Consider the following 12,529-nt stretch of genomic DNA (forward strand, 5'->3'; position numbering starts at 1 on the left):
CTGCAAATTCTTCAACGTAGGTATAATTTGAAGTAAGTGGACGAAATTAGTTAACCTAAGTTCTCTTTGTCATTCTGAAAGAAACTTGGTAGAAGAGAGATTAAGCCTTTACGGCTTGCTCACAAGATCCTTTCAGGATGACAAAATAGATTGAACTAATTCTGTAGCTATACTTATAAAGTGAAAGTATAGTAGATATTTGCAAGTATAAACCAGACAAACAGCAAAAATGATAGAGACAAGTATACGCCAGAAAATTGACGCATGGCTCGCCGGCAACTACGACGAAGCGACCAAAAAGGAAATCAGCGGCATGCTGGAGCGCAACGAGCACGAAGCGCTGTCGGATGCTTTTTACAGGAACCTGGAGTTTGGCACCGGCGGTCTGCGCGGCATTATGGGCGCAGGCAGCAACCGTATGAACCGCTATACGTTAGGCATGGCCACCCAAGGTCTGTGCAATTACCTGAAGCTCAACTTCCCTGACCAGCAGGTAAAAGTGGCCATTGCGCACGACAGCCGCAACAACTCCGATGTGTTTGCCCGCATTGCAGCAGATATTTTCTCGGCCAACGGCATTAAAGTATACTTGTTTGAGGCGCTGCGTCCTACGCCGGAATTGTCGTTTGCCATACGCTATTTAGGCTGCCAGAGCGGTGTGGTGGTAACCGCCTCGCACAATCCCAAAGAATACAACGGCTACAAAGTATACTGGAACGACGGCGCACAAGTAACTGCGCCGCACGACAAAAACATCATCGACGAAGTAAACAAAATAAAGTCGGTGGATGAAGTGATGTTTGTGCCCAACATTGCAAACATCGAAATGATAGGCGCGGACCTGGATCAGGCTTATATCAATGAAGTGCTGAAGTTGTCTATCTCTCAGGATGCCATTAAGCGGCAGCACGACCTAAAGATAGTATATACCCCTTTGCATGGCACCGGCATTACGCTGGTTCCGGAGGTGCTGAAGCAATTCGGCTTTACGAACGTGCATGTCGTGGAAGAGCAGGCAGAACCAAACGGCAATTTCCCAACCGTGATTTACCCGAACCCGGAAGAAAAAGATGCGATGACGCTGGCTTTAAAAAAGGCTGCTGAACTGGATGCTGATTTAGTGCTCGCCACCGATCCGGACTCCGACCGCGTAGGCATTGCTGTTAAAAACCTGGAAGGGGAATTTGTGCTGCTGAACGGCAACCAGACAGGCGCATTGCTCATCAACTACCTGTTGCAGGCCTGGCAGCAGGCAGGCAAACTGACCGGCAACGAGTTTGTGGTAAAGACCATTGTTACCACCGACCTCATCAAAGACATTGCCGACAGCTACAATGTAACCATGTACGAAACCCTGACGGGCTTTAAGTATATCGCCGGAAAAATCCGGGAACTGGAAGGCAAAGAAGTATACATTGCCGGTGGCGAGGAAAGCTACGGCTACATGATAGGCGACTTCGTGCGCGACAAAGATGCCATCTCCTCCTGCGCCCTGATTGCGGAAATGGCTGCCGTCGCCAAAGATAAAGGGCAAAGCCTGTTTGAGATGATGGTGGAAATGTATACGAAGTATAGCTTCTACAAAGAGAATCTGGTGTCGTTCACCAAAAAAGGGCAGCGCGGCGCCGAAGAGATTGAGCAGATGATGGCCGATATGCGCAGCAACCCGCCGCAAAGTATAGCCGGCTCCAAAGTAGTGGCGGTAAGCGATTACAAGTATAGCACGCGCAAACTTATACTTACCGGTGAGGAGCAGAAACTGGATCTAGAAAGCTCTAACGTGCTGCAATACCTGACGGAAGATGGCAGCAAAATCTCCGCCCGCCCGTCCGGCACCGAGCCTAAAATCAAGTTCTACATCAGCGTTAATGAGCCGCTTGCCACCGCTGCCGATTATGATGCCACCGAGCAGAAACTGAACCGGAAAATAGAACAGATGCTGACTGATCTGAAATTAAAGTAAAAGTCTTAGAACTAAAAAAGGGCGGCTTAACTTATGTTAAACTGCCCTTTTTTATACTACTTCTTTCAGCCTGTCTTCTAGTTTGGAGAGCACGTTCAGGAAACGTTCCGACAGCTTTTCTATACTTCGGAGTTCTTCGTGCGCTTCATCAATTTTACCGCTGCTGTACAATCTGTAAAGCTGCCGTGCGACAGCATCCAGTTCCTGATGCACACTCGCCAGTTGCCGCGTTTCCGGTTCATGGGCATAACGCACCTGCCCCACGGCACTGAACCAGGTGCCCACAGGCCCCAACCGGGAGAAGAAAGCCTCATCGAAAACACCGCCATAAAGTGTCGCGCGTACCTTGGATTTATATAAAATATGCTTTATCCGCAACTGCTGAATGTCAATCTGAGCTAAATTCATCTGCGGCGCCTCTCTTTCATCATACAGCCTCTCATACTATGCCTGCCCAAGTTCCTGTAGTTTCTTTTTATACAATACCTGCTGGGTTACTTCAAAAGCAAACACCAGGATACCTGTAATCTGCTCCGCTTCATCATAAAGCGGCTGGTAAATAAATGTTACATATACATCTTCGAGTTTTCCGGTGTTATGCCGGTCAAGTTTAATCAGTACCTCTTCTGCCACAAACTCTTTGCCTGTATTATAAACATCATCCAGCAGCTGAATGAATCCCTGCTCTATTACCTCTGGCAGCGCCTCCGCCACAGTTTTATTTACCAGTTCCCGCTGAGGGAAAAGCTGCTGCTGATATTGCTTATTCACGAGTTCAAAACGGTGGTTGGGCCCTTTCAGGATGCAGAACATAGCGGGCGCCTGCATAATAAGCCGCTCCATTGTTTTGCGCTCATTTTCCGCCTGGGTGTAGGCAGCCTGCACCTGGTCACCGAGGTGCGCCATCTGTTCGTTTGCCTCCAGCAGTTCCTGCACCATGCGGCGGGTATTGTGTATATCCGTCGAGCTGCCCACCCACATAATAATTTTGCCGGATTCGTCAGTCATAGGCAAAGCGCGGCACAGGTACCAGCGGTAGTCGCCATCCTTTTCCCGCAGGCGGTATTCCAGCTGCATTTCAGTTCCCTTAGCAAATGCTTCCTGCCATTTCGCTTCCGTCAAGGCTAAATCATCGGGATGCACCACATCCACCCATCCCCGGCCCATTAACTCCTTTATCGGCACACCTGTCAGCTTTGTCCAGCGCTGGTTAAAGTAGATGGGATTCCCTTGCGCATCGGTCGTGAAAATGAGCTGCGGCATAACTTCTGCCATAAACCTGAACTTCTCCTCGCTCTCCGACAGGGCCATTTTAGCAACCTCGCGATCTGTTACATCAGAAGTCCGCTGGATAAGGTACTCTACATTTCCCTCATCGTCGAGCACAGGCGTATGCGCCGCTTCCCAGTAGCGGGTATCGTAGCCGCCGCCATCTTCCCCGGGCCTGGGCAGGTCGTAACGAATGACATCCAGGTATTCCGTCTGCTTGGTTTGCCGGGCCTTGTCCAGCACTTTCCGCACGGGGTTATCTTCATAAGAATGCTCCTTATCCGGGTAAGCCTCCAGCAGAAAGTGCAAGCCAATGATCTGTTCTCTTTTTCGCATTGTTACCTGCAGGTACCGATCGCTGGCCTCCAGAATTTTATACTCCGGCGACAGCACAACAATTGCTTCAGGTATATTCTTAAAAAGTTTGCTATAGTCCATTTATGTTCGGGCAAGGGTGCGTCAAAATCAGGAAGGTATGATGGTGAAAATATCAGGCACAAAGCTTTCAGGTATAAAAAGCAAAGCAGGCTACTTGTGCCGCTCTCCTGGCAGCCACACGAAAGAGCCTGCGCCTGACCTGTATCTTCGAATCAAAAATAAGCCGGAATTACTTCTTTTCCTAAGTGTGCCTGAACAAAAGAAGGGCTACACACAGCGGCTGTAGCAGCAACAGGTATGGGTAATATTTTATAAATTGCTGATCAGCCACCGGCAGCACATTTCAACTTTAATCTTTTAAGAAAGGCTGCATTTTACTACTACCTATGCAAGACACATTTCTGACGATACAGGAAATAATACGCACCCGCAGAACCACCAAACCTGACCAGATGAATGGCCGACAGGTGCCCGACGAACAGGTATGGCAACTACTCGCCCTGGCAGACTGGGCGCCCACGCACGGACATACGGAGCCATGGCGGTTTAAAGTATACACCGGCGCTAAAAAGCTGCAATTCTGTGAGGCGCACGCCGCTTTGTATAAGCAGGAAATGCCGCCGGACAAGTACCAGCAGGACAAGTATAACAAGCTGTTACACATGGGCGACAAGGCTTCGCATGTGCTGGTGGCAGTGATGCAGCGCGGCAGCCTGCCGAAGATTCCGGCGCTGGAAGAAATTGCTGCTACTGCCTGTGCCGTGCAAAATTTACTTCTGGGCGCTGCCGCTCTGGGAATAGCCAGTTACTGGGGTTCCGGCGGCATGGCTTATCACCCAGCCATGAAAACCATGTTGCAGCTCGGGGAAGAGGACGTGGTACTGGGCATTTTATACCTGGGTTATACCGATAAACCGGCTCTAAAAGGCAAAAGGATGATTCCGCTGGAGGAAAAGGTGGAGTGGCATGCGTAATGAACCAGCAAACCTTGTGTAAGTATGAACCGCCGGGCCTAACGGCTCAGTTGCTCATACTTGCAAAGGTTTGCTGAGGTACGATTAAAACGGCGGTTCCTCGCTGAAATTAGAGGCCGGGAAACTGCCCCCTTTGCCGCCATCGTTCATGCGGCTGCCCAAACGAATGGAGCCGGGCGAATCTGCGTCGAAAGTGCTGTTCGGCAACGCATTGAAGCTGCCCATACCGTCTCCGCCAAAATCATGTTCGAGGTTGGTGAACTTGGTATACTTGCCGATGAACTTCAACTGTACGTTTTCCAGCGAGCCGTTCCGGTGCTTGGCAATGATCACCTCTCCTACGCCCGCAGTCGGGTTGCCCATTTCGTCTTCCGTAATGCCGTAATATTCGGGGCGGTACAGGAAAAGCACCATGTCGGCATCCTGCTCAATAGAGCCGGACTCACGTAAGTCGGATAATTGCGGGCGTTTGTCGCCGCCGCGTGTTTCCACGGCGCGGCTCAGCTGCGACAGCGCAATTACGGGCACGTTCAGCTCTTTGGCCAGCATTTTCATGGCCCGCGAAATAGAGGCGATTTCCTGCTCCCGGTTGCCATTGCCTTTGCCGTCGGCATTGCCGCTCATCAGCTGCAGGTAGTCGATGATGATCATCTGGATATCGTACTGCGCTTTCAGGCGGCGGCATTTGGTGCGCAGCTCGCGGATAGAAAGGCCGGGCGTATCATCTATAAAAATCGGCGCTTCGGTAAGTTTGGCGATCTTGTGGTTGAGCTGTGCCCATTCGTAATCCTCTAGGCTGCCTTTCTTTATTTTTTCCGAATCCAGCTCCGCCTCCGACGAAATCAAGCGGTTTACCAGCTGTAGCGATGACATCTCAAGCGAGAAAATCGCCACACCTTTGTTAAAATCCACGGCAGCATTGCGCATACACGACAGCACGAAAGCTGTTTTACCCATCGCGGGGCGGGCAGCAAGTATAACCAGGTCAGACTTTTGCCAGCCGGATGTTACGCGGTCCAGCGCCACCAGGCCACTGGGTACGCCGGTTAAGCCGTCGGCCTGCTTGCGCTTCTCTTCCAGTTCCTTAATGGCCTGGTGCATGAGCGAGCGCATGTCGTCGAAGTTTTTGCGAATGTTGGATTCCGATACTTCGTACAACTTGGCCTCGGTGCTGTCGAGCAGGTCGAATACGTCGGTGGTATCTTCAAAAGCCCGGGAAAGCACCTCCGATGAAATAGAAATCAGGTCGCGCTTGATGGAGTTTTCAGTGATGATGCGGGCGTGATACTCGATGTTGGCTGCCGAGTTTACGCGCGTGGTCAGTTGCGTAACGTAATAAGCACCGCCGGCCAGTTCCAGTTCCCCCTGTTCGCGCAGCTCATGCGTTACCGTCAGGATGTCCACGGGTTCCGATTTGTCGAACAGCGCCAGTATGGCTTTAAAAATGCGCTGGTGCGCCTCTTTGTAAAAACTCTGCGGGCGCAGAATATCGATTACGTTGGTGAGGGCATCTTTTTCCAGCATTAGCGCGCCGAGCACCGCTTCCTCCAGATCCAGCGCCTGCGGTGGCTTTTTGCCTAATTCTGATAACACAGGGGCCTTCTTGCTCCAGCCGTTGCGGTTGCCCATGGGCCGCACATCCATTTTCATCTCCTCCATAGCACAAATTTAAAAAACGGGCTACGCAAGTAATCCACATTGCAGCCGGAGTATTCCACATTCGGGTATAAGATATCAACATATTGACAGGCAGCTATTTTTTATTAAGGAAGGAATTCTAAATTTGTCGGTTTGCAGACATTTTGCCCCACTTATGGAGAAGAAGGAATTTCAGCGCATCCACCTGATTGCAATCGGCGGAAGCATTATGCACAACCTGGCGCTGGCGCTACACGACAAGGGCCTGCACATCACCGGCTCCGACGACGAGATATTTGAGCCGGCCAGAAGCAGGCTGGCAGCAGCAGGCATATTACCAGCGCAGGAAGGCTGGTTCCCGGAGAAGCTGAATGCCGGTATAGATGCTGTGATACTCGGCATGCACGCCCGCCCCGACAACCCGGAGCTGCTGCGGGCACAGGAACTGGGCCTGCCAGTCTTTTCGTTTCCCGAATTTATTTATGAGCAGAGCCGCGATAAGCAGCGTATCGTAATTGGTGGCAGCCATGGCAAAACCACCATCACCTCCATCATCCTGCATGTGCTGCAGTACCTGGGCCGCCCCTTCGATTATGCAGTAGGTGCGCAGTTGGAGGGCTTTGACAGGATGGTGAAACTCTCTGACGATGCCCCCATCATTATCATAGAAGGCGACGAGTACCTCTCCGACCCTGTTAAGCGCGTGCCCAAGTTCCACCTTTATCATCACCACATCGGTGTTATCAGCGGCATCAGCTGGGATCATATCAACGTGTTTCCGGACCCGGACATATACCGTGAGCAATTCCGTATTTTTGCCGAGATGACACCCAAAGCCGGCACACTCATCTATAACCAGGACGATGAGCAGGTATTGCTGGCAGCAGTTCCCCGCAACCCGGCTGATGTTGCCTATATCGGGTATACCGTGCACGACCATACCATCCGGAATGGCAAAACCATCCTGCATACCAAAAAGGACGACATAGAAATTCAGCTGTTCGGCGAACATAACCTGCGCAACATCAATGCGGCCAAGGAGGTGTGCAAGAAGATAGGCGTAAAAGCACCTGACTTTTACGAAGCGCTCAAAACGTTTAAGGGCGCCGCCAAGCGTCTCGAGAAAATGGGCGAAAGCGACAGTTCGGTTGCATTCCGCGATTTCGCTCATGCCCCGTCTAAAGTAAAAGCCACCACCGAAGCCGTAAAGGCACAGTACCCGCAGCGCGAACTGGTGGCCGTGCTGGAGCTGCACACTTTCAGCAGCCTGAACCGCAGCTTTCTGCCGCAATACGCGGGCTCCCTGGATAAAGCAGACGAGCCAATCGTATACTTCAATCCCAAAACCATTGCGCACAAACGCATGGAGATGCTGACGGAAACCGAGTTAAAGGAAGCTTTCCGGAACCCGCGCCTGCAGGTTTATACCGACTCGGAGGCGCTGCAGCAGCACCTGACCAGCCGCAACTGGCAAAATGCCAACCTGCTGCTGATGAGCTCAGGCAATTACAACAACATCAACCTGGAGGCGCTCACCAGGGCGGTTCTTTAACAATTTATACTTGCCGTTATGAAATTAAACCTGAAGCGCCCCATCGTTTTCTTCGACCTGGAAACCACCGGCACCGACATCTGCAAAGACCGCATCGTGGAAGTGAGCATGCTTAAAATACACCCGGACGGAACCGAGATCCTGAAAACGCGCCGCATTCACCCCACCATCCCTATACCTTTAGAGTCGAGCCTGATACACAGGATTTATGATGAAGATATAGCGGATGCGCCGACGTTTAAGCAGGTGGCCCGCGAGCTGGAGCAGTTTCTGAAAGGCTGCGACCTGGGCGGCTATAATCTGCTGCGCTTCGACATTCCGTTGCTGGCCGAGGAATTTCTGCGCTGCGACATCGATTTTGACATCGAGAACAGGAACATTGTAGATGCCTGCAAGATTTTCCATATGATGGAGCAACGCACTTTATCCGCCGCGTACAAGTTTTACTGTGATAAAAAGCTGGAGAATGCCCACAGCGCTGAGGCTGACACGGTGGCCTCTTACCACATTTTGATGGGCCAGTTGGACCGCTATCAAAACAGTGTGATTGAGTCATCGGAAGGTGTAAAAGATTATCCGATCCAGAATGACATGGCCGTGCTGCACAAATTCACTGTACAGAAAACTGCCGACCTGTCGGGCCGCATTGTGTACAACACCACCGGGCAGGAAGTTTTTAATTTTGGCAAGTATAAAAATGTGCCGGTAGAAGAGGTATTAACCAAAGAGCCCAGCTACTACGACTGGATGATGAAAGGCGATTTCCCGCTTCATACCAAAAAGGTACTCACACGCATCCGGTTAAGGAAAATGCAATTGTTGTAAGTTCGTCGAAGGATACCGCATCTTCAGCATTGGCTGTGATGCAGAGACGCAAAGTATAAGTATAAAAGGCCGACAGGTATATCCTGTCGGCCTTTTATACTTATACTTGCAGATAAATAAAACTAAACCTCCGCAATGCGCATCCATAAATCTGATAATGAGTGCAACTGCGGCTAAAAATGCCTGCAGGCATAAACCCGGGTTTGGTTAACGTGCCTTGTAGTATTTCAGGGCTTCGGGCATAAAGTTTTTCAGATCGTTTATGCGGGTAGCGGAACTGGGGTGCGTTGAGAGTAACTCAGGTGGCTCCTGGCCGCCTCCACTCTCCTGCATCCGCTCCCAGAACGGAATGGCGGCACGCGGATCGTAACCAGCCATGGCCATAAACACGAGGCCCAGTTTATCCGCCTCCGACTCCTGCGTGCGGTTATACTTCAGCAAACCCAGTTGCGAGCCTACACCATAGGCTGCCAGCAGCAGGTTAGCGGCAGCGCCCGGCTCCGAACCTGCCAGCGCCGAGAGGGTCTGCCCGCCAAATTGCTGCGCCAGCATCTGGCTCATACGTTCGTTACCGTGTTTGGCAATGGCATGGGCAATCTCGTGGCCCATTACCACCGCCAGGGCTGTTTCGTTTTGCGCCACCGGTAGCAGGCCTGTGTATACCACGGTTTTACCACCAGCCATGGCAAAAGCGTTTACCTGATCGTCCTGCACCAGGTTAAACTCCCAGTCAAAGCCGGCCAGCTCATCCGACATATTGTTGGCGGCCATGTACTCTTCCACCGCTTTTTCGATGCGTTGCCCTACGCGCTTCACCATCGCGGTGGCCTGCGCGTCTCTGGATAATTTATTTTCACTCAGAAACTGATCGTAGGCAGCATAACTCTGCTGCTGCATTTCTGCATCCGATACCAGGCTCAGCTGTCGTCGCCCTGTCAGCGGCACCGTGGAACAGCCGGCAAGTATGACAGCGGCTAGGGAAAAAGATAATATTTTTTTATACATAACTTTAAGATTTAAATGGCTTTGGAACCTGGAATTCAAATTTTGAACCAAATTTCGGATAAGCCAGCTTTTACGGAACATTAAATTAAAAACGCTATACTTGTGGAGCCCGAAAATTATTTTCTGCTCCTTTTCAGCCACTCGCAAAAAGGCAGTCGGTGTGCTCCGTATACGATAAAAAGTAAATAAAATGTTATTGGCACCGCTTGCAGCAATAATTAAGGCGTCTGGCTGTTAAAACTTACAGCCGGTGGCAAGTATACCTGTTAGATTTATGGCATTCGCGTGCAGGCTTTCTGATATTTTACTGGCGCCGCAACATTAGAAATCCTATTTTTGACTATCTGAACTGTACAACACCTTTATGAAAATATTAGCTATCGGCCGCAATTACGCCGAACATATTGCTGAACTGAAAAACGAAGTGCCTGATGAACCTGTCATTTTCCTGAAGCCGGACACAGCCATACTTCGCCACAACGAGCCATTTTACTACCCGGATTACACCCAGGACATCCACCATGAAGTAGAATTAACCCTGCGCATCAGCCGCGAAGGTAAGGACATTGATAAGAAGTTTGCCCACAAATACTACGATGCGCTGGGGCTTGGCATTGACTTTACCGCACGCGACTTGCAGTCGAAAGCCAAGGCAAAGGGATTGCCCTGGGCACTGGCCAAAGGTTTTAACGGCTCTGCTCCTATATCAGAGTTTCTGCCGCTGGACCAGTTCCCGGACCTGCACAACATCAATTTCCGGCTGGATGTGAATGGCGACACCAGGCAAAAAGGCAACTCCGGCATGATGCTGAACACGTTTGATGATATTATCGCCTATATTTCGCGGTTCATCACGCTGAAAACGGGTGATATTATTTTTACCGGAACTCCCGAGGGCGTAGGGCCGGTTAAAATAGGAGACAGATTGGAAGGGTATGTGGAAGATAAAAAATTACTTGGCTTTGAAATTAAATAAGCGCTTAGCATTCGTTATACTTGGTACATTTACCAGCCTTGGCCTGCAGGCCCAAAACGGGACGCAGGTTATCAAAACAAAAACCGAAAAGACCAGCCCTGCTCCTGCAGCTGATTATTTTCTGTTCCCGATTAAGCCCGGCGAACGCAATTACCTGTCCGGCACCATGGGCGAGATACGCTCCAACCACTTCCATGGTGGTCTCGACATCAAAACCGATCAGCGCATAGGCCTGGAAGTACATGCTGCCGCCGACGGTTATATTTCCCGGGTAGACGTATCTACCTACGGCTACGGCAACCACATTTATATTACGCATCCCAATGGGCTGGTGACCACCTACGGCCACCTCTCCGCCTTCGCCGAGCCGCTGAATGCTTATGTGCTGCAGAATCAGTATGACAAGCAGGCTTTTGACGTAAAGCTCTTTCCCAAGCCGGGCCAGTTCCCGGTTAAGCGCGGCGATGTGATTGGCCTTTCCGGCAACACCGGCGGATCCGGCGGCCCGCACCTGCACTTCGAAATCCGTGATGAGCAGGATCGCCTGTACAATCCGCTGCAATACCAGTTTAAGGAGATTCTGGACACGACGCCGCCGGATATTTATACTTTGGCCATTCAGCCACTCGACATTCACAGCCGCGTGAACAAGGTGTTTGGCCGCGCGGAGTTTAAGCCGGTTAAAAGTGGCGGCAGCTATACTTTGCCCGATACCGTTTACGCCAACGGGTTGCTGGGTCTGGAACTGCAAACGACCGACCGGCTCGATGGCGCCTCCAACAAAAATGGCACGCAGGAGGTAATCGTATACGTAAATGGCAGGCAGGTTTATGAGCACTACATCGACCAGGTGCCGTTCGAGCTGTCGCGCCAGGTATCACAGCACATCGACTATGACATATACAAGCGCTACGGCCGCACCTTCCAGAAAACCTACGTGGACAATGGCAATGACCTGCCGCTGTATGATGCTCCCGGCAAACGCCAGGGCCGTATTTCCGTTCAGCCGGACTCTGTATACGAGGTAAAACTGGTAGCGAAAGATTCTTACGACAACACCTCCACGTTGAACTTTGTGGTGAAAGGCCGGGAACCTGCGTTTTACAAAACGCTGGCCAAAAGCGTGAAAAAACCCGACGTAAGCTACAATATCATCGGCAATATTTTAAAAGTGAGCGCCACCGATACCAGCGTAACGCCACGCAACGTGGAGCTGTTTATGGATGGCAAAGCCGTTCAGCTGGCGCCCAGTTATATGGACAACTCCGCGTCTGTGCTGCTTTACGACCTGCGCGGCGGCCTTCCGGACTCACTTGGTTTCTGCGGCGAGGTAATAGATTTTAATTTCCAGCGGATGGTGCCGCCGGGACAGGAAATTACCTTCTCGAATGATTACGTGCGCCTCGTTTTTGGCAAGCAGACGCTTTACGATACCTTATACTTACAGACGCGCAAAGACGGCGATGTATACACCATCGGCGATTATTTCACGCCCCTGCTCAAAGCCATAACGGCCACGATTACGCCCGACAAGCAACCGGCAGATAAGTCGAAGGCTGCCGTATACTTCCTCGGTCTGGGTCGTGGGCGCGGTTATACCGGCGGCACCTGGAACGGCAACGCCATTACGTTTACTACCCGCAACATGGGTAAGTTTAAGGTACTGGAAGACGTGCAGGAACCAAAAATAAAGCTCCTGAGCAAAAGCAAAAATCAGGTAAAGTTTAAGATCTGGGATGATTTATCCGGCATCAGCTCTTTTAACGCTTGGGTAGACGGCAAATGGGTGCTGATGAAGTATGAGCACAAAAATGCCACCATCTGGACTGAGAAACTTGATGACAGTGCCCCGCTGTCGGGGAAGTTTGTCCTGAAAGTGAAGGACAATGCCGGCAACGAAGCGACCTATACGACTACAATTTAAAAGACGTATCTCGTAGCACGTATCA

The 12,529-nt window shown here is 50.9% G+C and carries 10 protein-coding genes; 6 read left to right on the plus strand and 4 right to left on the minus strand.

The features are described 5' to 3' along the window. The first annotated feature begins 229 nt into the window (after positions 1–229). The gene (locus I2I11_RS04925) at positions 230–1,963 is read left to right on the plus strand and encodes a phospho-sugar mutase (protein WP_196266567.1); all 1,734 of its coding nucleotides are present in this window, start codon (positions 230–232) and stop codon (positions 1,961–1,963) included. A gap of 51 nt (positions 1,964–2,014) precedes the next feature. Here I2I11_RS04925 and I2I11_RS04930 read toward each other — a convergent pair whose 3' ends face one another. After that, positions 2,015–2,371: a histidine kinase gene (locus I2I11_RS04930; protein ID WP_196266568.1), complete on the minus strand. Its 357-nt coding sequence runs from the start codon at positions 2,369–2,371 to the stop codon at positions 2,015–2,017. Between the two features lie 36 nt (positions 2,372–2,407). After that, a complete protein-coding gene (locus I2I11_RS04935; RefSeq protein WP_196266569.1) occupies positions 2,408–3,670 on the minus strand; it encodes a PAS domain-containing protein in 1,263 nt (420 codons plus the stop codon). A 326-nt stretch (positions 3,671–3,996) separates the two neighbouring features. Here I2I11_RS04935 and I2I11_RS04940 point away from each other — a divergent pair, with 326 nt between their 5' ends. Then, positions 3,997–4,584 (plus strand): nitroreductase family protein, encoded by a 588-nt coding sequence (locus I2I11_RS04940; protein WP_196266570.1) that lies wholly within the window; start codon positions 3,997–3,999, stop codon positions 4,582–4,584. 84 nt (positions 4,585–4,668) lie between these two features. Here the strand turns inward: I2I11_RS04940 and dnaB are convergent, their stop codons facing one another. After that, on the minus strand, positions 4,669–6,213 hold the full coding sequence (gene dnaB / locus I2I11_RS04945; RefSeq protein ID WP_230679930.1) for a replicative DNA helicase: 1,545 nt from the start codon (positions 6,211–6,213) through the stop codon (positions 4,669–4,671). 184 nt (positions 6,214–6,397) lie between these two features. On the opposite strand from dnaB, the gene I2I11_RS04950 reads away from it, so the two are divergent. Both I2I11_RS04950 and I2I11_RS04955 read left to right on the plus strand, forming a co-directional pair. Further along, a complete protein-coding gene (locus I2I11_RS04950; RefSeq protein ID WP_196266572.1) occupies positions 6,398–7,774 on the plus strand; it encodes a UDP-N-acetylmuramate--L-alanine ligase in 1,377 nt (458 codons plus the stop codon). Between the two features lie 18 nt (positions 7,775–7,792). Beyond that, complete coding sequence (locus I2I11_RS04955; RefSeq protein WP_196266573.1) at positions 7,793–8,599, plus strand: 3'-5' exonuclease; 807 nt, start codon at positions 7,793–7,795, stop codon at positions 8,597–8,599. Positions 8,600–8,806: 207 nt separating this feature from the next. On the opposite strand, the gene I2I11_RS04960 is transcribed toward I2I11_RS04955, so the two are convergent. Next, positions 8,807–9,604, minus strand: coding sequence for a M48 family metallopeptidase (locus I2I11_RS04960; protein WP_196266574.1), 798 nt, complete (start codon positions 9,602–9,604; stop codon positions 8,807–8,809). Positions 9,605–9,968: 364 nt separating this feature from the next. Between I2I11_RS04960 and I2I11_RS04965 the strand changes: the two genes are divergently transcribed. Beyond that, positions 9,969–10,580: a fumarylacetoacetate hydrolase family protein gene (locus I2I11_RS04965; protein ID WP_196266575.1), complete on the plus strand. Its 612-nt coding sequence runs from the start codon at positions 9,969–9,971 to the stop codon at positions 10,578–10,580. Beyond that, positions 10,567–12,504 (plus strand): M23 family metallopeptidase, encoded by a 1,938-nt coding sequence (locus I2I11_RS04970; RefSeq protein ID WP_230679901.1) that lies wholly within the window; start codon positions 10,567–10,569, stop codon positions 12,502–12,504. The genes I2I11_RS04965 and I2I11_RS04970 overlap by 14 nt, the downstream gene beginning before the upstream one ends. Positions 12,505–12,529 lie beyond the last annotated feature (25 nt).

This window comes from Pontibacter rufus (assembly GCF_015694705.1).
GTDB classification, from domain to species: Bacteria; Bacteroidota; Bacteroidia; order Cytophagales; family Hymenobacteraceae; genus Pontibacter; species Pontibacter rufus.

What these genes read in the sequence shown, in the direction of transcription:
- I2I11_RS04950 (WP_196266572.1), top strand. Translation starts at nt 6,398, where the DNA reads ATGGAGAAGAAGGAATTTCAGCGCATCCACCTGATTGCAATCGGCGGA.
- I2I11_RS04965 (WP_196266575.1), top strand. Translation starts at nt 9,969, where the DNA reads ATGAAAATATTAGCTATCGGCCGCAATTACGCCGAACATATTGCTGAA.
- dnaB (WP_230679930.1), bottom strand. Translation starts at nt 6,213, where the DNA reads ATGGGCAACCGCAACGGCTGGAGCAAGAAGGCCCCTGTGTTATCAGAA.
- I2I11_RS04960 (WP_196266574.1), bottom strand. Translation starts at nt 9,604, where the DNA reads ATGTATAAAAAAATATTATCTTTTTCCCTAGCCGCTGTCATACTTGCC.
- I2I11_RS04925 (WP_196266567.1), top strand. Translation starts at nt 230, where the DNA reads ATGATAGAGACAAGTATACGCCAGAAAATTGACGCATGGCTCGCCGGC.
- I2I11_RS04930 (WP_196266568.1), bottom strand. Translation starts at nt 2,371, where the DNA reads ATGAATTTAGCTCAGATTGACATTCAGCAGTTGCGGATAAAGCATATT.
- I2I11_RS04955 (WP_196266573.1), top strand. Translation starts at nt 7,793, where the DNA reads ATGAAATTAAACCTGAAGCGCCCCATCGTTTTCTTCGACCTGGAAACC.
- I2I11_RS04935 (WP_196266569.1), bottom strand. Translation starts at nt 3,670, where the DNA reads ATGGACTATAGCAAACTTTTTAAGAATATACCTGAAGCAATTGTTGTG.
- I2I11_RS04940 (WP_196266570.1), top strand. Translation starts at nt 3,997, where the DNA reads ATGCAAGACACATTTCTGACGATACAGGAAATAATACGCACCCGCAGA.